The sequence below is a fragment of the uncultured Alistipes sp. genome (assembly GCF_910580175.1).
Lineage (GTDB): Bacteria > Bacteroidota > Bacteroidia > Bacteroidales > Rikenellaceae > Alistipes.
On the sequence record NZ_CAJTXD010000006.1, the window covers coordinates 29,745 to 52,626 of the forward strand.

22 protein-coding genes are annotated in these 22,882 nt (G+C 63.0%); 15 read left to right on the forward strand and 7 right to left on the reverse strand.

What is annotated here, in order from left to right; all coding sequences use genetic code 11:
- Positions 1-33 precede the first annotated feature (33 nt).
- Positions 34-2,208, reverse strand: a complete 2,175-nt coding sequence (locus QZ298_RS07705; RefSeq protein ID WP_296007632.1) for a M3 family metallopeptidase — start codon at positions 2,206-2,208, stop codon at positions 34-36.
- Positions 2,209-2,313: 105 nt separating this feature from the next.
- Between QZ298_RS07705 and QZ298_RS07710 the strand changes: the two genes are divergently transcribed.
- The 9 genes from QZ298_RS07710 to QZ298_RS07750 all read left to right on the forward strand — a co-directional run bounded on the left by QZ298_RS07710 (position 2,314) and on the right by QZ298_RS07750 (position 11,545).
- Positions 2,314-3,036, forward strand: coding sequence for a 16S rRNA (uracil(1498)-N(3))-methyltransferase (locus QZ298_RS07710; RefSeq protein ID WP_296007635.1), 723 nt, complete (start codon positions 2,314-2,316; stop codon positions 3,034-3,036).
- Between the two features lie 94 nt (positions 3,037-3,130).
- Positions 3,131-5,119: a proton-conducting transporter membrane subunit gene (locus QZ298_RS07715; protein ID WP_296007638.1), complete on the forward strand. Its 1,989-nt coding sequence runs from the start codon at positions 3,131-3,133 to the stop codon at positions 5,117-5,119.
- A complete protein-coding gene (locus tag QZ298_RS07720) occupies positions 5,116-6,036 on the forward strand; it encodes an NADH-quinone oxidoreductase subunit H (RefSeq protein ID WP_296007641.1) in 921 nt (306 codons plus the stop codon). Before QZ298_RS07715 ends, QZ298_RS07720 begins: the two co-directional genes overlap by 4 nt.
- Complete coding sequence (locus QZ298_RS07725; RefSeq protein ID WP_296007644.1) at positions 6,033-6,662, forward strand: hypothetical protein; 630 nt, start codon at positions 6,033-6,035, stop codon at positions 6,660-6,662. The genes QZ298_RS07720 and QZ298_RS07725 overlap by 4 nt, the downstream gene beginning before the upstream one ends.
- A 4-nt stretch (positions 6,663-6,666) precedes the next feature.
- Positions 6,667-8,073, forward strand: a complete 1,407-nt coding sequence (locus QZ298_RS07730) for a proton-conducting transporter membrane subunit (RefSeq protein WP_296007646.1) — start codon at positions 6,667-6,669, stop codon at positions 8,071-8,073.
- On the forward strand, positions 8,070-9,599 hold the full coding sequence (locus QZ298_RS07735; protein WP_296007649.1) for an NADH-quinone oxidoreductase subunit C: 1,530 nt from the start codon (positions 8,070-8,072) through the stop codon (positions 9,597-9,599). The genes QZ298_RS07730 and QZ298_RS07735 overlap by 4 nt, the downstream gene beginning before the upstream one ends.
- A gap of 23 nt (positions 9,600-9,622) precedes the next feature.
- Positions 9,623-10,387, forward strand: a complete 765-nt coding sequence (locus QZ298_RS07740; RefSeq protein WP_296007651.1) for an NADH:ubiquinone oxidoreductase — start codon at positions 9,623-9,625, stop codon at positions 10,385-10,387.
- 3 nt (positions 10,388-10,390) lie between these two features.
- Positions 10,391-10,960 (forward strand): chromate transporter, encoded by a 570-nt coding sequence (locus tag QZ298_RS07745; protein ID WP_296007654.1) that lies wholly within the window; start codon positions 10,391-10,393, stop codon positions 10,958-10,960.
- A 12-nt stretch (positions 10,961-10,972) separates the two neighbouring features.
- Complete coding sequence (locus tag QZ298_RS07750; RefSeq protein WP_296007657.1) at positions 10,973-11,545, forward strand: chromate transporter; 573 nt, start codon at positions 10,973-10,975, stop codon at positions 11,543-11,545.
- Here the strand turns inward: QZ298_RS07750 and QZ298_RS07755 are convergent.
- The 3 genes from QZ298_RS07755 to QZ298_RS07765 form a co-directional block, all read right to left on the reverse strand.
- Positions 11,542-11,820, reverse strand: a complete 279-nt coding sequence (locus QZ298_RS07755; protein WP_296007660.1) for a hypothetical protein — start codon at positions 11,818-11,820, stop codon at positions 11,542-11,544. The two genes, QZ298_RS07750 and QZ298_RS07755, sit on opposite strands and share 4 nt — an antisense overlap.
- A 155-nt stretch (positions 11,821-11,975) precedes the next feature.
- Positions 11,976-12,911, reverse strand: coding sequence for a class I SAM-dependent methyltransferase (locus tag QZ298_RS07760; RefSeq protein WP_296007664.1), 936 nt, complete (start codon positions 12,909-12,911; stop codon positions 11,976-11,978).
- A 91-nt stretch (positions 12,912-13,002) separates the two neighbouring features.
- Positions 13,003-14,808, reverse strand: coding sequence for a U32 family peptidase (locus tag QZ298_RS07765; RefSeq protein WP_296007960.1), 1,806 nt, complete (start codon positions 14,806-14,808; stop codon positions 13,003-13,005).
- 134 nt (positions 14,809-14,942) lie between these two features.
- Here QZ298_RS07765 and serS point away from each other — a divergent pair, with 134 nt between their 5' ends.
- The 3 genes from serS to QZ298_RS07780 all read left to right on the forward strand — a co-directional run bounded on the left by serS (position 14,943) and on the right by QZ298_RS07780 (position 16,897).
- A complete protein-coding gene (gene serS / locus QZ298_RS07770; RefSeq protein ID WP_296007667.1) occupies positions 14,943-16,214 on the forward strand; it encodes a serine--tRNA ligase in 1,272 nt (423 codons plus the stop codon).
- 172 nt (positions 16,215-16,386) lie between these two features.
- Complete coding sequence (locus tag QZ298_RS07775) at positions 16,387-16,554, forward strand: DUF362 domain-containing protein (protein WP_019151157.1); 168 nt, start codon at positions 16,387-16,389, stop codon at positions 16,552-16,554.
- 100 nt (positions 16,555-16,654) lie between these two features.
- A complete protein-coding gene (locus tag QZ298_RS07780; protein ID WP_296007670.1) occupies positions 16,655-16,897 on the forward strand; it encodes a hypothetical protein in 243 nt (80 codons plus the stop codon).
- Positions 16,898-17,135: 238 nt separating this feature from the next.
- On the opposite strand, the gene queG is transcribed toward QZ298_RS07780, so the two are convergent.
- Positions 17,136-18,041 carry a tRNA epoxyqueuosine(34) reductase QueG gene (gene queG, locus QZ298_RS07785; protein ID WP_296007964.1) on the reverse strand — a complete coding sequence of 302 codons (906 nt, stop codon included), beginning with the start codon at positions 18,039-18,041 and terminating at the stop codon, positions 17,136-17,138.
- Between the two features lie 97 nt (positions 18,042-18,138).
- Here queG and QZ298_RS07790 point away from each other — a divergent pair, with 97 nt between their 5' ends.
- Entirely contained in the window at positions 18,139-19,815 is a 1,677-nt protein-coding gene (locus QZ298_RS07790; RefSeq protein ID WP_296007672.1) for an AMP-binding protein, read from the forward strand.
- Between the two features lie 104 nt (positions 19,816-19,919).
- Here QZ298_RS07790 and QZ298_RS07795 read toward each other — a convergent pair whose 3' ends face one another.
- Positions 19,920-20,489 (reverse strand): outer membrane beta-barrel protein, encoded by a 570-nt coding sequence (locus QZ298_RS07795; RefSeq protein WP_296007675.1) that lies wholly within the window; start codon positions 20,487-20,489, stop codon positions 19,920-19,922.
- Positions 20,490-20,533: 44 nt separating this feature from the next.
- Positions 20,534-21,808 carry a replication-associated recombination protein A gene (locus tag QZ298_RS07800; protein WP_296007677.1) on the reverse strand — a complete coding sequence of 425 codons (1,275 nt, stop codon included), beginning with the start codon at positions 21,806-21,808 and terminating at the stop codon, positions 20,534-20,536.
- A 204-nt stretch (positions 21,809-22,012) separates the two neighbouring features.
- Here QZ298_RS07800 and QZ298_RS07805 point away from each other — a divergent pair, with 204 nt between their 5' ends.
- Together QZ298_RS07805 and QZ298_RS07810 are read left to right on the forward strand one after the other, a co-directional pair.
- Positions 22,013-22,291, forward strand: coding sequence for a CD225/dispanin family protein (locus QZ298_RS07805; protein ID WP_296007681.1), 279 nt, complete (start codon positions 22,013-22,015; stop codon positions 22,289-22,291).
- Entirely contained in the window at positions 22,288-22,668 is a 381-nt protein-coding gene (locus QZ298_RS07810; RefSeq protein WP_296007683.1) for a DUF2752 domain-containing protein, read from the forward strand. The genes QZ298_RS07805 and QZ298_RS07810 overlap by 4 nt, the downstream gene beginning before the upstream one ends.
- Positions 22,669-22,882: the final 214 nt, after the last annotated feature.

Here is a 22,882-nt window from a genome sequence, read left to right on the forward strand (position 1 = left end):
TCTCAAAGAATGGGTTTGCCAATAATTTCGGGGTCATCGCGGTTCAGCAACAGGCATCGCACGCACTTCCCCGGCAGCCAGCGAATCGGCCGCAGGTGCAGGACGCTCCATCAAGCCGCGGGCCACCAGCATGGCCGTCTTGTCGGGGTCTTTTCCGCGAAAGGTGCGGTAAAGCGTCATGCCGTCCTCCGAGCCGCCGCGCGACAGCAGCCGGCGGAAGCGGGCTGCGATACGCTTGTCGAAAAGGTCGCCGCTCTCGCGGAACGCTTCGAACGCATCCTTGTCGAGCACTTCGGCCCAGGTGTAGAAGTAGTAGCCGGCCGAATAGCCGCCGTCGAAAATGTGGCTGAAATAGGGATAGCGGTAGCGGGGTTCGATCTGGGGGATCAATCCGCGTTTTTCGTTGAGCGCCCGGCGTCCGAACTCCTCGACATCGAACGGTTCGTAGTCGCCCGCCGAGTGGATGTCCATGTCCGCAAGCGCCGCAGCGATCAGCTCGGTGGTCTGGAATCCCTGGTTGAAAAGCACGCTGCGGCGCAGTTTCTCGACCAGATGCCGGGGTATGACTTCGTTGGTGCGGTAGTGAACAGCATACTGCTTGAGCATTTCGGGTTCGAACGCCCAGTTTTCCATCACTTGCGAGGGCAGTTCCACGAAATCGCCCTCGACCTCCGAGAGGCCGCGGTACTTCACGTCGTGAAAAAGGAAGTGGAGCGCATGGCCGAACTCATGAAAAAGGGTCGCCGTCTCGTCGAGCGTCAGCAGTGCCGGCGTGCTGCGGGTCGGGCGCGTGAAGTTGGCCACGATCGACACCACGGGCGCCACGCGCCGGCCCTGGCCGTCGTAGGTCTGCTCCACATAGTTGCCGCACCAGGCGCCCTGGCTCTTGCCTTCGCGCGGAAAGTAGTCGAAATAGAGCACGCCCAGGTGCGATTCGTCGGCATCGAGCACTTCGTAGGCCGTCACGTCGGGATGGTACACCGGCACGGCCACAGGGCGGAACGTGATGCCGTAGAGACGGTTGGCCAGGAAGAAGACCCCCGACTGCACGTTCTCCAGCGAGAAATAGGGAGTCAGCATCTCCTCGTCGAGCGCATAGTTCTTCTTGCGCAGTTTCTCGGCATAGTACCACCAGTCCCACGAGGCGAACTCGCCCTTGGGATGGTCGGCCTTGAAGAGTTTTTCCATCTCAGCCAGTTCGCCTTTGGCGCGTTCGAGCGCCGGCGTCCAGATTTCGTCGAGCAGTTCGTAGACCGCGCGGGGCGTGCGGGCCATCTGGTCGTCGACCGCATAGGCCGCATAGGAGGGATAGCCCAGCAGGCGGGCCTTCTCGGTGCGCAAGCGGATAAAATCGTTGATTATCTGTTTGTTGTCGTATTCATTGCCGTTGTTGCCGCGATTCAGATAGGCCTTGTACGCCTTTTCGCGCAGGTCGCGGCGCTTCGAATAGGTCAGCAGCGGGATGAGACTGGGTTTGTGCAGCGTAAAAAAATACTTGTCGCTCTTGCCCGCCTCCAGCGCCTTTTCGCGTGCCAGCTCACGGGTGTTCGAGGGCAGACCGTCCAGCTCGGCGGCGGTCAGCTCCAGCACGAAACCGTTGTTTTCGGCCAGCAGGTTGGCCCCGAACTTCACGGAGAGCAGCGCCAGTTCTTCGTTGATCGCTTTCAGCCGTTCTTTCTGCTCCGCATCGAGCAAGGCGCCCGAGCGTACGAAGCCGCGGTAGGTCTTCTCCAGCAGACGGCTCCGGTCGGCATCCAGGTCGAAAGTCCCGCGCCGGTCGTAGACCGACTTGACCTTGGCGAAAAGGGCCTCGTTCATGCCGATCTTGTCGGCATGGGCCGCCGCCAGGGGCATGACCTGCTCCTGCAAGGCGCGCAGTTCTTCGTTGCTCTCGGCTTCGCACAGCATGCCGAACACCAGCCCCACCTGCGCAAGCAGCTGCCCCGAACGGTCGTAGGCCGCGATCACGTTGTCGAACGTCGGTTCGTCATGGTTGGTCACGATGGCGTCGATTTCGGCGTCGTGCAGCGACATCGCCCGTTCGAAAGCCGGCATGAAATGGGCGGGTTCGATCTTGTCGAAAGGCGGTACGCCGTAGGGCGTCTCCCAGGCCCCGAGCAGCGGGTTTTCTCCCGTCGGAGCGGCGGGCCGGCATGAAGCGAGCGTCATAAGCGAAATAGCAGCAGTGAATAAGCGGATACTTTTCATCGGAAGATGATTTTATTTAAAATTTTCGTCTATTTTGCATACTTTATATATTTTTGCGCCCGGAAAGCATACATAGCGTGCAAATATAATAAAATAGAAACGGCCATGCAACTTTTTTACGATCCCGACATCGCCCCGCCGCGCCACACCCTGGGCGAGGAGGAGTCGCGCCACTGCATCCGCGTGCTGCGGCTGGGCGAGGGCGAGCGGCTCCACCTGACCGACGGCCGGGGCACGCTCTACGAGTGCAGGATCGTGTCGGCCGACGCACGCCGGTGCACCGTCGAGATCATAGGAACGCAGCCCGACTTCGAGCCGCTGCCCTACCGGCTCACGATGGCCGTAGCGCCGACCAAGAATGCCGAGCGCTTCGAGTGGTTCCTCGAAAAGGCCACCGAGGTGGGCGTCACGACGATCGTCCCGCTCGAAACCGCCCGCAGCGAACGCCGCGTCTTCAAGCCTCTGCGGGGCGAGAAGGTCGTCACGGCAGCGATGAAGCAGTCGCTCAAGGCCTACCGGCCCGCCTTGCAGCCCCTCACGCCGTTCGGCGATCTCCTCGCCGCGCCGTTTCCGGGGCGCAAGTTCATCGCCCACTGCGCCGACGCCCGCACCGCGGCCGGCAAAGCCTATCTGCCCTCGGCCTTGCGCAAGGGCGAGGAAGCCTTGATCCTCATCGGCCCCGAGGGCGATTTTTCGCCCGAGGAGATCGACCTCGCGCTCCGCTGCGGATTCGAGGAGATCACTCTGGGCCGCCAGCGCCTGCGCACCGAAACGGCGGCCGTCGCGGCCGTGGTCATGGTGTCGGCCATAAACGGCAACAGCGAATAAACCCTCTTTCCCCTGCACCCCATAACCGCTTTCGATGCTCCGAGGGCGCACCCCGCCCCGGTTTCCGTTCGATCGTAACGTTCAACTTCATCCTATGTTTTTCCTCTACACCCTGTTCGCTCTGGCGATCATTACCGCCGCCATCTGCATCGCGCCGCCGAAGGCCAAGGCCTGGTGCGCCCTGACGTTCATCGTCGGTGCAGGCGCGGCGCTCTCGGTAAAAGCCGTCGAGGCATTGGCCGGCGGCCGCACCGTCGCTTTGTGGGCCGCCCGGAGTCTCGCCCTGGGCTGCGACAGCGGGTCGTTGGATCCGCTTTCGGCCTTTTTCGTGTTGTTGATCGCCGTCGGCGCCACCGCCGCGACGCTCTATTCCCGCGGCTACTTGAGCCACGCCCTCGAACGCAAGTCGCCGGCCCACCTCTCGCTGCATTACGTCGCACTTGCCGTCATGTCGCTCTCGATGTTGGGCGTCGTCGTTTCCGACGGAGGTTATTCGTTCCTCTTTTTCTGGGAGCTGATGACCGTGGCGTCGTTCCTCCTGATCCTCTTCGACGCCGAGCGGCGCGAGGTGCGCAGGGCAGCCCTGGCCTACCTCATCATGATGCACATCGGCTTCGTGCTCCTGGTCATCGGCTTCGTCCGGCTGCGCCTGGCCACCGGTTCGGCTTCGTTCGCCGCCCTGACGCCTTACTTCGCCGACCACGCATTCCTACCCCTCTTTCTGGTCTTCCTGGCCGGCTTCGGCATGAAAGCCGGACTCTTTCCCATGCACGTGTGGCTCCCCGAGGCGCACCCCGCGGCGCCGTCGCACGTCTCGGCCCTGATGTCGGGCGTGATGATCAAGACGGGCGTCTACGGCATCCTGCGTGTCGTCGCGGCGCTCGGCACCCCCGAAGCGCTCCGCACGGCCGGACTGGTCATCCTGGCCGCAGGCATCGCCACCGGGCTGTGGGGCGTGATCCTGGCCGCCGCCCAGAACGACATGAAGCGCCTGCTGGCCTATTCGTCGATCGAGAACATCGGCGTGATCTTCATCGGCATCGGCATCGCCCTGCTGGGCAAATCGTCCGGCAACCCCTCCGTTACCGTCTGCGGCATCGCAGGCGCCCTGCTCCACACGCTCAACCACTCGTTCTTCAAGTCGCTGCTCTTTTTCGGCGCCGGCAACGTGCTCACGCAGACCGGCACCACGTCGCTCGATTCGCTGGGCGGGGCGGCCCGTCACATGCCCCTCACAGCCATCCTCTTTCTCGTCGGCACGGCCGCCATCTGCGCCCTGCCGCCTTTCAACGGCTTCGTCTCGGAGCTGTTGATCTATTCGGGGATGTTCAAGGGCATCGCCTCGGGCAGCGACGTGCTCGCTTCGGCCGCAGGCCTTGCCGCCCTGGCCTTGATCGGCGGCATCGTCGTGCTGGCCTTCGCCAAGCTCTACGGCATCGTATTCCTCGGGACGCCGCGCAGCCACGAAGTCGCCGAAGCGTCCGAGGTCGACAACTTCCGCCTTGCGGCCATGGCCCTGCCGCTGGCCGGCATCCTTTTCGTCGGGCTGTTTCCCGTCACGGCCGTCACGGCCATCACGCGGGCAGCCGGCTTCTTCGTCCGCATGCCCGTCTCGGCCTCCGACTGGCTGCTCGCCCCGACGCTCACGGCCGTCGGACGCACCGCTTGGCTCTTGATCGCCGTCGTCGCCGCACTGGCCTGGCTGCGGCACCGCACCCTGCGTGCGCGCAAGGTGGCCCAAGGCCCCACCTGGGGCTGCAGCTTCACGGCGCCCAACATCCGCATGCAATATACGGGCGAATCGTTCTCCGAGGGGCTGCAATCGATCATGCCGTCGCTTACCCGCCAGGACGGCGAGGGCGACGCCGTGGTCAAAAGCGAAATCTTCCCCTCGGCCCACCGCTTCGACATCCGCCGCAAAGACCGCATCGGCAACCTGCTTTCGGCCTGGTGGGTCGAACTGCTCCACCAGATCAACCTGCGGGTCATGCGCCTGCGCACGGGCAAGATCAACCACTACATCCTCTTCGCCCTGGCATTCCTGACCTTGATATTCATCCTTTCGACGCTCGATCTGCTATGATGATGACCGCACTCAACACCCTTTTGCTGCTCCTCGTGGCGCTCGCCATCCCGGGCGTCATCAACCGCACCCGGGCGCTGCTCGCCGGGCGCCGCGGCATCCGTTTCTTGCAACACCTCTACGACATGCGCCTGCATCTGCGCAAAGGCGCCGTCTATTCGTCCGTCACGACCGCAGTCTTCCGCGCGATGCCCTCCCTCTACCTCGGCACGGCCGTCGTCGCCGCGCTGATGGTCCCGGTCGGCGACCTGCGCCCCGTTCTTTCGTTCGACGGCGACTTCGTGTGCATGGCCTACCTGCTGGCACTGGGACGTTTCGCCCTCGTGCTCGCCGCCCTGGACACGGGCAGCGCTTTCGAGGGGATGGGCGCCAGCCGCGAAGCCCTCTACGGCGCGCTGGTCGAGCCGGCGCTGATGCTCGCCCTCGGCACGCTCGCCCTGCTTACGGGCTGCACTTCGCTCTCCCGGATTTTCGACCCCGCGGCCCTGCCCGGGACGCAGCATGCGATCGTCCTGCTGTTGCTGACCTACCTGCTCGTGAAGATCGTCTTTACCGAAAGCGGCCGCGTGCCGGTCGACGACCCGCGCACCCACCTGGAGCTGACGATGATCCACGAGGTCATGTGCCTCGACTGCTGCGGCGTCGACCTGGCCATGATCAAGATGGCCGGCTGGCTCAAAACGGCGATCTTCTCGCTGCTGGCCGCCGACACGCTCGCCGCGGCATTCTGCCTGCGCTGGTGGATCGCCGCGCCGCTCGCCGTAGTTCTTACCGGGCTGACCGTCGGCGCGGTCGAATCGACCCAGGCCCGCAACAAGCTCTCGCGCAACACCATCTTCATTCTTACCATCGCAGCGCTGGCCGCCCTGGCTTTCTTCACGGCCTACCTGCTGCAACTCAACATCGGATTGGCATGATACTTTCGTTAGTGATCCTCTATGTGGTCTCGTTGGTCTACCTTTCGATCACCGAGCGCTTCCGCAACTTCGCCTCGATCGTCATGTTGCAGGGCTGGCTGCTCTTCGCCATAGCTATGCTGCGCCTGCATGCCATCGCCCCGCTCGAACTCCTCTTCATCGCCCTCGAAACGCTCTTGTTCAAGGCGATCCTCGTGCCGGCGATCCTCTTCCGCATCATCCGCAAGACCAAGATCAACCGCGTGCGCACGTCGGGCACGTCGCAGTTCCACGCCTTGCTGCTCTCGCTCGCAGCCTTGGCGGCAAGCATCTCCATCACTTATTACGTCGCCGACCCGACGGTCGATCCCGTCTTCTTCGGCGTGGCGCTCTACTCGCTGCTCAGCGGCCTGATCCTCATCGTGCTGCGCTCGCGGCTCTTTTCCCACCTGGTGGGATTCCTCGTCATCGAGAACGGCGTGTTCCTCTTTTCGACAGCCATCGGCGTCGAGATGCCGTTTCTCATCAACATGGCCATCCTGCTCGACATCCTCATGTCGGTGCTCATGCTGAGCATCTTCTTCACGAAGATCGACGGCAAGATCCACGCCGACGATGCCGATTCGCTTACCAACGTAAAAGATTGAGAAGATGATGATACTTGTCTACCTGCTGTTCTCCTCGCTCATCGCCGTCGCAGCCCTCGCGGCCCGCGGACGGCGCACGATCCATCTTGCAGGAACGCTTTTCTACCTCGCCCAGGCCGCTTTCGGCGCATGGCTTTTCGCCGGCGGGGGCTGCGACGGATCGGCCGGATCGCTTTTCGCATGCGACGCGGCCGGCAGCCTTTTCTACCTGCTGCTCGTTCTCGTTTCGTTCTGGGTCTTCCACCACTCGGAGACCTACCTCTCGGAGTGCGATCTGCGCCAGACCCGCACCTACTTCGCGCTGGTCATGCTGCTGACCACGGCCATCGCGGGCGCCTACTTCGCCTCGAACCTGGCCGTGACCTGGATCATGCTCGAAGCGACGACCCTCTGTTCGGCCGGCATCATCTACCATCGCCGCACGGCCCAGACGCTCGAAGCGGCATGGAAATATGTCTTCGTCTGCTCCACAGGCATCGCCATGGCCTACCTGGGCATCCTGCTGCTGGCCGCCGCGACCAAGTGCGAGTCGCTCTCCTACGATGCCGTGGCCGCCGTGGCGGCCCAAGGCAGCCCCCTGTACCTCAAAACGGCATTTCTGCTCATCCTCTGCGGCTATAGCTGCAAGATGGAACTCTTTCCGCTCTACACCGTGGGCGTCGACGCCAATTTCGCGGCACCGGCCCCTGCCGCGGCGCTCATTTCGACCGGGCTGGTCAACGCCGGCTTCCTGGCCATCCTGCGCGTCTACCGGCTTCTGGCCGGCACCGAGGTCTTCGGCTGGGCCAAGTCCGTGCTGCTGATCGTCGGCGTGCTCTCGCTGGCCATCGGCGCCTTGTTCCTGCGCCGCACCAACAACTACAAGCGGTTCCTCTCCTATTCCACGGTCGAGAACATGGGCATCGCCGCCATCGGCTTGGGCATCGGCGGCGCCGGCGTGTGGGCCGCCGTATTCCACGTCGTCTGCCACACCTTCATCAAAAGCAGCCTCTTTCTCCAGATGGGCGTCGTGCGCCAGGTCTACAACGGCTACCGCATCAACCGCCTGGGCGACTACATCCGCATCAACCGCGTGGGTGCCGTCGGGCTGTTGGCAGGCATGGTCGTCGTCATGGCTTTCCCGCCCTCGCCGCTCTTCATTTCGGAACTGATGATCCTGCGCGAAACGATCGCCGCCGGCAAATGGTGGCTCGTGGGGTGCATGCTGTTGTTGCTGTGCATCGTCATCTACTCGTTCTGCCTGCGCATGATCCGGCTCTGCTACCAGCCCAACCAGGACGAGCTGCACCCCACCAAGGCCGACAAGGCGCTCTCGTGGTCGGCCCTCTCGCTGCTTCTGGCCGCCATGGTGCTGGGTCTCTGGCAGCCCGAAGCGCTCCGCACACTCATCGATCAAATCGCCGCATTATGAACTGGTTCATCACTGACAACACCTCCGGCGCCGTTGCGCTGAACGAGATACCGGAAGTCGGCTATAACGATTTTTATAACGATTTAGCAGCCAAACTCGCCGATCCCCGCTACCACGCGGCCCACTACTTCGCGCTGCCGTGGGACGACCGCCTGCGCTTCATCTGCCTGCTGCTGGACGACGCCGAGAGCAAGGTGCTCCTGGCTTCGCATGCGATGGAATACTACGAGCAGACCCATCTGCCCTCGCTTACGGCGCTCCATCCGGCATTCCACCCCTTCGAACGCGACATCGCCGAGCGCTACGGCGTGCGCTTCGACAACATGCCGTGGCCCAAGCCGCTGCGTTTTCCCTACGACCGCTTCGACCGCGGCAGTTCGATGGACAACTATCCGTTCTACACGATGAAAGGCGGCTCGCTCCACGAAGTGAACGTCGGCCCCATCCACGCAGGCATCATCGAGCCGGGCGCCTTCCGCTTCATCTGCAACGGCGAGCAGGTGCTCCACCTCGAAATCGCCCTGGGCTACCAGCACCGGGGCATCGAGCAGCTCCTCGCCGACACCGGCAACCGCCTGCGTCAGATGTGCCTGGCCGAAACCGTCGCGGGCGACAGCGCCGTGGCCCACGCCACAGCATTCGCCGAGGCGATCGAGAAGCTCTCGGGCCGCGAGCGTCCGGCCGAGCTGGAGCGCGAACGCACCGTGGCGCTGGAACTCGAACGCATGGCGATGCAGATCGCCGACACGGGCGCCCTCTCGATGGACGTCGGCTACCAGCTGGGGCAGGTGGCGTGCGAGGCGCTGCGCACGATGACCATCAACACCACGCAAGCGTGGTGCGGCAACCGCTTCGGCAAGGGGCTGATCCGCCCCCACGGCACCGACCACCCGCTCACGCCCGAGAAGGCGCGCATGATCCGCGACAACGTGCGCGACATCGCGCGCCGCTACGACGAGGTGCGCCGCGACCTGAAGTCGTCGCCCTCGGTGCTGGCCCGCTTCGAGCAGTGCGGCACGGTGCCCCGCGAGGAGATGCTGCGCATCGGCGGCGTAGGTCAGGCGGCCCGCGCGAGCGGCGTGGCGCGCGACATCCGCACCTCGCACCCGTGGGCGTCGTTCGCCAAGTGTCTCCACCACGAAAGCATCGTCAAACACCAGGGCGACGTGATGGCCCGCCTGATGGTGCGCTCCCGCGAGGTGCTCCAGTCGGCCGGCTACATCGACCGCCTGCTGGAACTCTACGAACAGAAATACGCCGACGGCCCCACGCCCTGCCCGGCTCCCGACTACACGGCGCCGCTGGCCCCCTCATCGCTCTCGTTCGGGCTGGTCGAGGGCTGGCGCGGCGAAACATGCCACGTACTGGTTACCGACGCCGAAGGGCGCATAGCCGCCGCCCGCATCAAAGACCCCAGCCTCCACAACTGGCTGGCGCTGGCGCTGGCCGTGCGCGGCGAGGGCATCTCCGACTTCCCGATCTGCAACAAAAGCTTCAATCTCTCCTACTGCGGCCACGACTTATAACCCCTCATTCAGTATTTCCACCTATGATTTTTCCGAAAATACGCGTTCTGCGCAGCCACGGCAAACAATACATCCCCGACCTCGACGCCGTGGAGCTGACCTCCGAATTCCGCGGACGCCCCGTGCTGACCGACACCCCCGACCGCGCCGACCTGGAGCGTGCCGTGGCGATCTGCCCGACGGGCGCCATCGTTCCCGCGCCTTTCTCGCTGGACTTGGGACGCTGCATCTTCTGCGGCGAGTGCGCACGCCGCGCACCGCACAACATCCGCTTCACGAACGACTACCGCATCGGCGCGCCCACGCGCGAGAGGCTGGTCATGCGGCCCGGGCAGCCGCGCGTGGAGTTCGATCCCGCGGCCGTGCGGCCCGAAATCCGCAAGTGCTTCGGCCGGGCGCTCCAGCTGCGCGAAGTCTCGGCCGGCGGCGACGCGTCGGTCGAAATGGAGCTGGGCGCCACGGGCAACGTCAACTTCGACCTCGGCCGCTTCGGCATCGGCTTCACGGCCTCGCCGCGCCATGCCGACGGAGTGGTCGTTTCAGGCCCGATTTCGGCCAACATGGCCGAAGCGCTCGATATTTGCTACGAAGCAGTCGCCGAACCCAAGATCGTAGTGGCATGCGGCACCGACGCCTGCTCGGGCGGGCTGCTGGCCGGCAGCCGGGCCTTGAACCGCTCGTTCCTCGACCGACACCGCGTCGACCTCTGGCTGCCGGGCGCCCCGACCCACCCGATGATCTTCATCGACGGCATCCGCACCCTCCTGGGACACAAGCAGCGCGAATAGAAAATGTTATTTACCATCTTCGCTTCGTTCTTCAAGATCGGGCTTTTTACTTTCGGCGGCGGCTACGCCATGATTCCGCTCATCGAGCGCGAAATGATCGACCGCCGGGCATGGGTCGGGCGGCGCGAATTCCTCGATCTGCTGACTCTCGCCCAGTCGGTGCCCGGCCCGATCGCCGTGAACACGGCGGTCTTCGTGGGCTACCGCATGCGAGGGCTGCGGGGTGCGGCGGCGGCCTTGGGCGGCACGATCCTGCCGTCATTCACGATCATTCTGCTCATCGCCCTTTTCTTCGCCGGCATCCGGAACAATCCGATAGTCGACGCTGCATTCAAGGGGATGCGCCCGGCCGTCGTGGCGCTCATCATCGGCCCCGTAGTCTCGCTGGCCCGCGGCATGCACCGGGTTCTCTACTTCGTTATCGCCGCCACAGCCCTGGCTATCTGGGGACTGGGCTGGTCGCCCATCTACGTGCTGGCCGGAGCGGCCGCCGCAGGAATCGCATGGGAGCTGACGATAGCCGGGAAGCTGAAAAAGCGCGGAAGCGGAACCGAACCCCCGAAAAGGGATTAATGCAGAACCGACATGATTCTCTGGCAACTCTTTCTTAGTTATCTCAAAATCGGATTCTTCGGATTCGGCGGCGGCTACGCCATGCTCTCGCTCATCCAGAACGAGGTGGTCGTGCAGCACGCCTGGATGACCAACGCCCAGTTCGCCGACATCGTAGCCGTGTCGCAGATCACGCCCGGCCCCATCGCCATCAACTCGGCGACCTACGTAGGCTACACGGTGGGCATGCAGCTGGGACACCCGGTCTACGGCATGCTGGGTTCGGTCATCGCCACGCTGGCCGTCTGTCTGCCGTCGCTGACGCTCATGATCCTCGTCGCGCGCTTCTTCATGCGGCTCAAGAACAACCGCCTGGTCGAGGGGGCCATGCGCGGCATGCGGCCCGTGGTCATCGGCATGATCGCCGCGGCGGCCCTGCTGCTGATCTTTCCCCGCAGCGACGCCCCCGGCGACCGCAACTTCATCGACGGCTGGAGCTGGATGCTTTTCGGCGCCGTGCTGGTCGGATCGTGGCGCAAGGTCAACCCCATCCTGCTGATCTGCCTCTCGGCCGCAGCAGGAATCGTCATCTACGGTCTGTTCTAAAGCACGATCGCCCCGGCGAGCAACAAGACGAAAAGCACCAGGCACAAAAGCCCCAGCAGGGCGAACAAGGTGCCGAAGCAGCCCCACCGCCGGTCGGCATAAGGAAGCGGATCGCTCAACAGGGCGACGATCAGGCCCACGAGCGGCGTGAACAGCAGGCTGACGAAAAACGGCACTCCGAAGCCGATGCGGCGGCGACTGCCGACGATACCCACCAGCACCGAGAGGAAACAACCGCTCAGTGCACCGAAAATCAAGGTCAGAAAAGAAGTCATAATCAACTTGTATTTATGCCCGCCGCGGGGCTTCGTTTGCTTTCGATCTCTTTGCAGGGGCTTGACTTGCCGGCGGCTTGGACGGGCGGCGTCTCGGTCTTGCCCGAACACCCCTCGTCAGCTTCTCCGACAGCCAATCGCTCTTACCCTTTCATTTACCTTGTGAACCGGTAGTATGTCCCCAGCGGCAGCTGCTTGCCGCTCCGGTCGGTAAAACAAAGCTCGCCCCACTGCTCCTCGCGGGGCGCACCGAACGCCTGACGCACGGCCGTGCGGGCCAAGGTAGACGAAAGCCCCATCGAATAGAGGTTGAGCACCAGGAAAGCGCTCGCATGCGCGCCGTTTTCCCCGTCCCGACCGGGTGCCGCCGAATCGGCGTCCGCCGCCGGCTCCAGCAGCTGCGCGCAGCATTCGAGCATCTCGCAGATGTTGTCCTCCAGGATCCATTTCTCGCCGTTGGCGCCGCGTCCGTAGGCCGGAGGATCGAGGATGATCCCATGATAGCGGTTGCCGCGCCGCACCTCGCGCTGCACGAACTTCAGCGCATCTTCCACGATCCAGCGCACGCCGTCCAGACCGCTCGCCTCCATGTTCTCGCGCGCCCACGTCACGACCTGCTTCACGGAATCGACATGCGTAGTCTCGGCCCCCGCGGCCCGAGCCGCCAGCGTGGCGCCGCCCGTATAAGCAAACAGATTGAGCACCCGGGGCATCTTGCCCGCCGCTTGCAGCCGGCGGCAGTTGTCGTAGATGAAATCCCAGTTGGCCGCCTGCTCGGGGAACAACCCCACGTGTTTGAACGACGTGAGTCCCAGCCTCATGCGCAAGGTCTTGCCGCACAAGTCATAGCCCACCGTCCACCGGTCGGGCACCCCGGGACGCAGGCGCCACTCGCCCCGCTCGTCGCTGCGCGCATCGCGCAGAAAGGCCGCATCGGCCCGCTGCCACTCCTTCTCCGGCAGCGAGGGGCGCCAGATCGCCTGCGGCTCGGGACGCCGCGTGACATAACGGCCGAAACGTTCGAGCTTCTCGAAGTTGCCCGTGTCGATGAGTTCGTAATCCCCGAAAAGGGGTGTCAATTGTTCCTGCATGGATTCGTTCAGTTTACCGCAACAGCAACTTGCGGGACACGCTTTGCCGATCTCGCGGCGGCAGCCCGCCCAGCCCCGTAAGCCGCGGCCCTTATTTTTCGCTTATCAGTTTCATTTCGCACTGCGCGCAGTCGAACTCCAGCCGATAGCGCTGCGTGCCGTGTTCGATATAAAGGTCGCCGCGCAGACGGGGCCGCTCGCGCAGACATTCGCCGATCTCGCGGCGAATGCAGTAGGACGACCGCATGACGCATCGCCCCGCGAACGAAGAAGCCAGCTCCAGCGGCGGCTCGATACGCTCCACGCCATGATCGCGATAGAACGCCTCGGCCAGCCGGTTGGTCACGTTCTCCTCGGCCGTCACGGTCGGCGACGGATAACGGGCCGCCCGGTTCTCGGGCAAGATGCGATGCGGCCGCGGCTGCGCCATGCGCGCCTGCAACAACTTCTCCAGCCCCTCGCGCCGCAGTTCGGCCATGAGCGACGCCGGCACGAAGCGTTCGCCGCCGTCGACCGTCGTTTCGTCCACACGGAAAATCGTCTCGCCGCTGCGCGACAGCTGGGCGCGGATCGCCGCGACATTGGCATCGCCGTTTTTCGCCATATCGAAGGTGCCCGCACGTTCGACCGCAGCCTGCACGCCTTCGCAATCGGTGCAGGTCAGACGGATGCGATCGTCCGACACCTCGACCTGCGCCGCAACACGGATCGTCCGGCGGATGCGGCTGGCGGAGAGCTGTTTGTTGAACCGGTGGTCGTAGTTGCGGAAAATCTCCGTTCCGGGCCCGATGCCCTCCAACCGGTTGGGCACGATGCGGCCAGCATCGGCGGCATTGACGTTGGTGCCGACCAGCTCGCCGTCGGAGACGAAACAGATGCCGTCGCCGGACGCCAGATCGGCCGGCCCGTCCAGCCGGAAAGCCCGGCCCTCGACCCGCGCGACGCGTCCGATGCGCTCACCCACCGCCTTGGGCGTGTCGAACGACGCGACACCGGAGCGCTTGCCGTCGAAGAAATACTGGGATTCGCCGCGCGTGAAACTTTTCGAAGGATCGGGCTTGAAGTCGGGCACGCTTTCGCCTGCCGACGTGCGCCGCAGCGCTGGCCGCACGGCCAGCGCCTCATCCACGGCCCGGCGATAGGCCGCCACGACATTGCGGATGTAGTTCGTATCTTTGAGCCGCCCCTCGATCTTGAACGACGCGACGCCCGCGTCCAGCAGATCGCCGATGCGCTGCGAAAGATTCATGTCGCGCACCGAAAGCAGGTGCTTCGACTTCAGATAGGTGCGTCCGGCGCCGTCGGTCAAGTCCCACGGCAGGCGGCACGGCTGGCTGCACGCCCCGCGGTTGCCGCTGCGCTCCGACATCGAACGCGAAAGGAAGCAGCGCCCGCTGAACCCGACGCAGATGGCCCCGTGGACGAAACATTCGACCTCGGCATCGGTCGCGGCGCAGACGGCCCGGATTTCGTCCAACGACAAGGCCCGTTCAAGAATCACGCGCGCGAACCCGGCGTCGCCCAGAAAACGCGCCATCTCGGGCGTACGCACCGACACCTGCGTAGAGGCGTGCAGCTCGACAGGCAAATTCATCCGCCGCAAAGCCATGTCCTGCACGATCAGCGCGTCGACCCCGGCGTCGATCAACTCGCGGGCCTGCCGCTCGGCATCCTCCAGCTCGCTGTCCCACAACAGCGTGTTGAGCGTGGCATGCACCCGCACGCCGAAGCGATGGGCATACTCCGCCACGCGCGCGATCTGCCCGGCGTCGTTTCCGGCAGCCTGCCGCGCACCGAACCGCGCGCCGCCGATATAGACGGCATCGGCGCCGCAATCTATGGCCGCCACGGCGGAAGCATAATCTTTGGCCGGAGCCAGCAACTCGACGGTTTTCACGCGGGACATCATTTTCAGCGCGTTAAGTTCATTGTGCAAAAGTAAGATAATTTCGGAAAATTTCGGCTCGAAAATGCACGCACTTGCCGAATTGTTTTGTAATTTTGCGATTCCAAAAGCAAACACATTACACCATGCTGACGATAAAGCAAATCCGCGACGACCGCGAAGCCGCCGTACGCCGTCTGGCCAAAAAGGGCGTCGACGCCGCACCGGCCGTCGACCAGATTCTGACGCTGGACGACCGCCGCAAGGCCCTCCAGGCCGAGCTGGACGAGACCCTGGCCGCCCAGAACAAGGCGGCCAAAGAGATCGGCGCCCTCATGGGTCAGGGCCGCCGCGACGAAGCCGAAGAACGCAAACGCTTCGTAAGCGACCTGAAAGAGAAATCCTCGCGGCTGCAAGCCGAGTCGAAAGAGGTGCAGGAGACCTTGCAGGCTGCACTGGTCACGCTGCCCAACTTCCCGGCCGAGATCGTTCCGGAGGGGCGCACGGCCGAAGACAACTTGGTGGTCAAGCTCGTGGAGAACTACACCCCGCTGCCCGATAACCCGCTGCCCCACTGGGAGCTGGCCCGCAAATACGACATCATCGATTTCGACCTGGGCGTGAAGCTCACGGGCGCCGGATTCCCGGTCTACAAGGGCAAGGGCGCCCGTCTCCAACGCGCGCTCATCAACTACTTCCTCGACTGCAACACCCGCGCAGGTTATCTGGAGGTGGAGCCGCCCGTGATGGTCAACGAAGCCTCGGGCTTCGGCACGGGGCAGCTGCCCGACAAGGAGGGGCAGATGTACCACGCCACGGCCGACAACTACTACCTGGTGCCGACGGCCGAGGTGCCCGTGACGAACATCTTCCGCGACGTGATCCTCGACAAGAGCGACTTCCCCGTGAAGATGACGGCCTACACGCCCTGCTTCCGCCGCGAGGCCGGCTCCTACGGCAAGGACGTGCGCGGACTGAACCGCCTGCACCAGTTCGACAAGGTGGAAATCGTGCAGCTGTCGCTGCCCGAGACGTCGTACGAAGCCCTCGACGGCATGGTGGCCCATGTAGAGAGCATCGTGCAATCGCTGGGACTGCCCTACCGCATCCTGCGGCTCTGCGGCGGCGACATGTCGTTTACCTCGGCGCTGACCTACGACTTCGAGGTCTACTCCGAAGCGCAGAAACGCTGGCTGGAGGTGTCGTCGGTGTCGAACTTCGAGTCGTTCCAGGCCAACCGTCTGAAGCTCCGCTACCGCGACGACGACAAGAAGACCCAGCTGGCCCATACGCTCAACGGTTCGTCGCTGGCTCTGCCGCGCATCGTGGCGGCGCTGCTGGAGAACAACCAGACGCCCGACGGCATCCGCATCCCCGAGGTGCTGGTGCCCTACACGGGATTCGACAAAATCGATTGAACGGCGGGAAGCCCGCAAGCCGGCCCCGCATGCTGCAACAGCAACGCCGCACGGGGGAGTTCGGGGCCGTTTTATGGAACGGCGGCAAAAAAATAGCGGCGAAATGCAGATTATTCGCCATAAGTTTTCTATATTTGCAGACACACATTAACAACAAACTTTTTTTTCAGTCATGGCTTACAAAATTACTGACTCTTGCGTTGCCTGCGGCACCTGCATCGGCGAGTGCCCCGTAGAGGCGATCTCGGCCGGCGATATCTATGTGATCGACGCCGACAAGTGCATCGACTGCGGCACCTGCGCAGGCGTATGCCCGAGCGAGGCGATCGTATCGGAATAAACTCCGGAACGGACGACAAAACGCCCCCTCACGACGAGGGGGCGTTTCTTTTTATCCTCTTTTCGGTACGGCCTTTGCACCGCTCCCGCCAAAAAAGAGTATGGAAAAGAACAATTGCAACGACAATCCCGCAACCGGGATGCAGAACCAGAACAACAAGATGACGACGGCCGACACCCGCCCGGGTAAGGCGATGCGCGTGCCGGTCGTAACGCAGAACATGCCCGAAAACGGCGTACGGATCACTCCCGCCGCGCCGGGAGAAGCCCCGACGCAACAACAGATCGAGCAAGACGTGACCGCCACCAACCCCTCGATCGAAAGCATGGAAAGCCGAGGGTAAAATATAAAGGAAAAGATTTCTCCAGCGCCGGAACACACCGCACTACCGAACGGCCACGCCCTCGAACGGCCACGCCCTCGAACGGCCGCACCGTCGAACCGTCGAACCGCCGCCCCCTCACGGCCACGCCTTCGAACACACCGCCCCATCGGAACGCACCGCACCGTCGGACTGTTGAACCGCCGAATGCACCGCACCGTCGGACTGTCGAACCGCCGAATGCACCGCCCCACGGCCGCTACGGTTCGATATTGCGTTTGATTCGTTCCAGTCCGCTGCGCGTCAGGGGCGTCGTGCCGAAGCGGGCCGCAAACTCCTCCTCGCTCATGGCCGCCCACTCTTCGGGCGTCATGGCCACCGGATCGAAGAGCGGATCGAACGCCGGGTTGGCATGCGCAGGCGCTTTCTGGTTATAGGGGCAGCAGCTCTGGCAGCGGTCGCAGCCGAAGATCCAGCCGTCGAGGTCGACCTCCCCGGACGGCTGCCGCTCGATGGTGTGGCACGAGATGCAGCGCCCGGCATCGATCACGCGCGGCGCGACGATCGCCCCCGTCGGGCAGCTGTCGATGCAGTTGCGGCAGCGCCCGCACCGCGATCCCTCGAACGGAAGATCGCAATGCTCCGTCTCGTCGCACAGCAGCAGCACCCCCAATAGTATATAAGAGCCGAACTGCGGCGTCACGAGCAACGACTGCCGGCCGATCCATCCCAGTCCGGCCTCGACGGCCAGCTGCTTTTCGGCCAGCGGCGCCGTGTCGACGAACGTGCGCCCCTCAAGCCCCGGATCGAGCGCTTTCAGTCCGTCGAAAAGCCGGCCCAGCATCTCCCGGATCGTCGCATGATAGTCGCGGGTACAGGCATACGACGCGACTTTGGCCCGATGAGCGTCGGGATACCCCTCGCCCGCGCGATTCTTATAACTCACGGCACAGACGACCGCCGTGCGCGCCCCCTCGACCAGCAGCCCGGGATCGAAACGCTTGGAGACGTTGCGCTCCAAATACTCCAGCGACGCCTGCCGCCCCTGCGCCAGCCAGCTGCGAAACCACTCCTCGTTCTGCGCCAGATGCCGGCAAGGCGTCACGCCGCACAGATCGAATCCGGCATCGGCGGCAAGTTTTTTGATGATCCGAGAATCGAGCATGATGATATTTTGCACCAAAAATAGTGATTTTTAATCGGAAATTCGTAAGTTTGTACCGAACTTTCGCATGTTCCATCGCTCAAAAAAGAGATCAACCATGGCATTCAATACGCTCTACGAAATGGTTCGCCACAGCGTGAGTGAGTTCGCCTCGCGCATCGCTTTCTCAATGTTCGAAGGCGACGACGTGACCTACGCCGAAGCGGGCCTTCGTATCGAGAAAGTACAACAAATCCTTACCGGAGCGGGCCTGCGGGCCGGCGACAAGGTGGCGCTGCTGAGCAGCAGCATGCCCAACTGGGGCATCTGCTACTTCGCTGTGACCTCGGCCGGCATGGTCGCAGTGCCGATTCTCCCCGACTTCTCGGGCGAAGAACTCGACATGATCATCGAACACTCCGAGGCCAAGGCGCTGCTGGTGTCCGACAAACTCTTTACCAAGCTCTCGAAGACGACCATCGAACGCCTCAACGTCGTGGTGCGCACGAAAAACTTGGGCGTCATCGCCCAACATGTCCACGGCGAGGGATCGACCGCCGTGCCGCAGCCCGACGATCTGGCGGCCATCATCTACACCTCGGGCACGACCTCGAAACCCAAAGGCGTGATGCTGACCCATGCGGCGCTGTGCGCACAGGTGCAGCTCTCCTCGTCGATATTCCCGGTCGAAGCCGACGACGTGTTCCTCTCGGTGCTGCCCCTTTCGCACACCTACGAGTGTTCGATCGGCCTGATCTATCCGTTCTCGATGGGCGCCCGCGTGGTCTACATGGATCGTCCGCCCACGGCCACGGCCCTCATGCCGGCGCTGCGCGCGGTGCGGCCGACGGTCATGCTCATCGTGCCGCTGATCATCGAGAAGATATACCGCCACCAGGTGCTGGCCAAGTTCAACTCCACGCGCATGTGGCGGACGCTCTACCGCATCGGCTTCATGCGCCGCTACCTCCACCGCGTGGCGGGCAAGAAGCTGATGAAGCTCTTCGGCCGCCGGCTGCGCTTCCTGGGCATCGGAGGTTCGAAGCTCGACGGCGGGGCCGAGAAATTCCTGCTCGAATCGGGCGTGCCCTATGCCATCGGCTACGGCCTCACGGAGACGGCGCCGCTGCTGGCGGGCGCCGCGCCGTCGCAGGTGCGCCTGGGGTCGACCGGCCCGCAGGCACCGGGCGTAACGCTGCGGCTGGAAAACGTGAACCCCGAGACACGGCAGGGCGAAATCGTAGCCCGCACCCCGAGCATCATGCTGGGCTACTACAAGAATCCCGAAGCGACAGCCGAAGTCTTCACGTCCGACGGCTGGTTCCGCACGGGCGACCTGGGCGAATTCGACAAGGACGGCTGGCTCTACATCAAAGGGCGGCTCAAGAACATGATTTTAGGCCCGGGCGGCGAAAACATCTATCCCGAGGACATCGAAAGCGTACTGAACTCCCACGTCTGCATCGCCGATGCGATCGTCACCGAGCAGGAGGGGCGTCTGGTGGCGCTGGTGCACTTCAACCGCGACGAAATCGAAACGATGATCGACGACTGGCGCGAAGAATGGAACACCAAGAAGGAAGCCTGGGAGGCGAAGACCGAACAGCTCAAGAAAGAGATCATGGATTTCGTCAACGCCAAGGTAGCGCGCTTCTCGCGCATATCGGAAGTGGTCGAGGAAAAGGAGGAGTTCGTGAAGACCCCGACGCAGAAGATCCGCCGCTTCCTCTACAACCGCAAGAAAGGCGACGCCCAACCGGACGACACGTCTTTCAAGAACCCGAAGGAGGAATAGATTAGCCCCTCGCGGTCGCACGGCAGGAGCCGCAGACGACGCGATTCGAATAAGCAGCCCGGACTTTGCGGTCCGGGCTGCCATGTTGAATGTCGGGACGGATGCTAAAACGTATAATAAAACCCGAATTTCAAATCCGACGACGAAAACCGCAGACCGAAACCCTCACTGTCGTCTACTCCGTCGTTAAAATAGTTGCTGCAATAGCCCAGGAAACCCAGATGGGCCTGGAAGCGCACATGCTTGCTGACCCGCACGGCCAAACCGGGCTGGATGCCGACTTTCACGCCGTCCATGTCGCCGCCCGCAAGGCCCAGTCCGCCGTCGAGGAACAGCGACACGCGGCCCGTGTTGCAATACTTCCACCGGGCATAGGGTGCAAAGAGGAAGATGTTCGCCCGCTCCGGCTCGGAGCCGACCACCTCGGCGCTGACGATGGCATATCCGATGCCCACGCCGATAGCCCACCGCTTGTTGAAGTCGTAGCCCACCTCGGGAGAGAGCGTAAACGAGTTGGTGCCCAAGCCATCTTGATTGGTGTGCCAGAACCCCACTTCGCCGCCGAGCCACCAGCCTTTTTCCGGGGCGTCGCAAGCCGTTTTTTCCTGGGCCGAGGCTTCGCCCGCAGCAAGCGACATGGCTGCGGCGAACAAACAAATAAACAGTTTCTTCATGATCTATTCGTTTTTTGGGGCATCGGAACATGCCCCGGATTAAATCATTCGTACTTCCCTTTCCAGAGCTGGGCAATCCGTTCGGCGATCTTCGCTTCGGCGGCGTTCTGCACGTCGGGGCAGTAGAATTTCGTACCGCAAAGTCCCTCGGGCAGGAACTCCAGGTCGGCGAAATGCCCCTCGAAGTCGTGGGCATACTTGTAACCCTTGCCGTAGCCCGCCCCGCTCATCAGCTTGGTCGGTGCATTGCGCAGATGCAGCGGCACCGGACGGTTGGTCGTGTCGCGCTCGACCTGCGCCAGCGCCTTGTTGATGGCCATGTAGGCCGAATTGCTCTTGGGCGAGGTCGCCAGATAGATCGTCGTCTCGGCCAGCGTGATGCGCGCCTCGGGCATGCCGATCTTGTGCACCGTGTCGAAGCAGGCATTGGCCAGCAGCAGGGCGTTGGGGTTGGCCAGCCCGATGTCCTCCGAGGCCAGAATCACCAGCCGCCGGGCGATGAACCGCGGCTCCTCGCCGCCGGCCAGCATGCGGGCCAGGTAGTAGATCGCGGCATTGGGATCGCTGCCGCGCACCGACTTGATGAACGCCGAGATGACGTCGTAGTGCTGCTCGCCGTTCTTGTCATAGAGGGCGATGTTCTGTTGCAGGCAATCGGTCACATGCCGGTCGGAGATGACCACCTTGCCGTCCGTGGCGCCGACCACGATGTCGAGAATATTCAACAGCCTGCGCGCATCGCCGCCCGCAAAACGGAAGAGCGCCCCGGTCTCCTGCACCTCGACCTGGCGCTCCTTCAACTCGGCGTCGGTCGCGAGCGCCCGGTCGAGCAAAGTTTGCAGATCGGCGTCTTCCAACGCTTTGAGAATATACACCTGACAACGGCTCAACAACGGCGAGATGACCTCGAACGAGGGATTTTCGGTCGTGGCGCCGATGAGCGTCACGACGCCCTGCTCGACGGCCCCCAGAAGCGAATCCTGCTGCGACTTGTTGAACCGGTGGATTTCGTCGATGAACAAAAACGGAGGCTTGCGGTCGAAGAACTGCTGCTTGCGGGCCGACTCGATCACTTCGCGCACCTCCTTGACGCCCGAAGTGACGGCCGAGAGCGTGAAGAACGGCCGCTCCAGCTGCGTGGCGACGATCCGCGCCAAGGTGGTCTTGCCCACGCCGGGAGGCCCCCAAAGGATGAACGAGGGGACGTTGCCCGTCTCGAAGAACTTGCGGAACACCCCGCTCTTGCCGACAAGATGCTCCTGCCCGATGTATTCGTCCATCGTGCGGGGGCGCAAACGTTCAGCCAAAGGAGCAGACATGGTAAAAAGTCGACAACAAACAGCGGAACCGGCTCCGCAATTACAAAGATACGCATTTTTCGGAATGCAAACAACAATACCGACATATTCGTTTTTCGGCTTCGCCCAAGATACTCTCGCTTGGCAAAATGCAAGCTCGCTTGCTTTTGCTCTCGCTTATTCGTATCTTTGTAAATCGTTACGAACATAACACACCGCTATTTTATGGAACCTGCAATGCAAAAGCCCGACAACGGTCTGATCTGGGCGATCCTCTCCACCGTATTTTGCTGCCTGCCTTTCGGCATCGTAGCCATCGTCAAAGCTACCCAGGTCGACACCTACTGGGCCGCCGGCAACTTCGACGCGGCCAATCAGGCAGCCCGCGACGCCCGCAAATGGAGCTGGATCAGTGCCGGCACGGCCGTTGCCATATTCGTCATCTACATCATCGTAGTTGTCGCCATAATCGGTCTGGCGGCCATGTGCGGCGAACTCGCTTGACCCGGAAAATCCTGATCGCCGCTGCACTGGCAGCAGCACTGCCGGCCCTGGCTGCGGTCTATTATTTTATCGACCCGGCCTCGGCGGTCTGGGCGCCCAAATGCCCGTTCCGGCTTCTCACGGGGCTGGACTGTCCGGCATGCGGCTCCCAACGGGCACTGCATGCCGTGCTGCACGGAGCATGGGCCGAAGCGATGGCCTGCAACCCGTTTCTGGTCGTCTCGCTGCCCTATCTGGCGCTGGTAGCTTTCACAACGCTGCGCCCGCCCGGCGAAAAAAGCGTGCTGAAATACATACAGCATCCCGTCACAGTGCGCGTCTATCTGGCAGCGGTCATCGGCTGGTGGATTCTACGCAACACGCCGCTGTGGCACTGACCCGACATCCCGACACCCGACCGACGGCATTTTGGGAGTAATGATATTGCAACCCGAACCTTATTGCAGCACAACCCGAATCCTGTGCTGCGTCGGCCCTTTCATATTAGATACTTCGTCTATAAATTAGATACTTCGTCGCAGCATAATCAAGCTACTGCTTGCTTCTGCTCCCGACTTTTCGTATATTTGCCCGTCGAAACGAAAACAACTA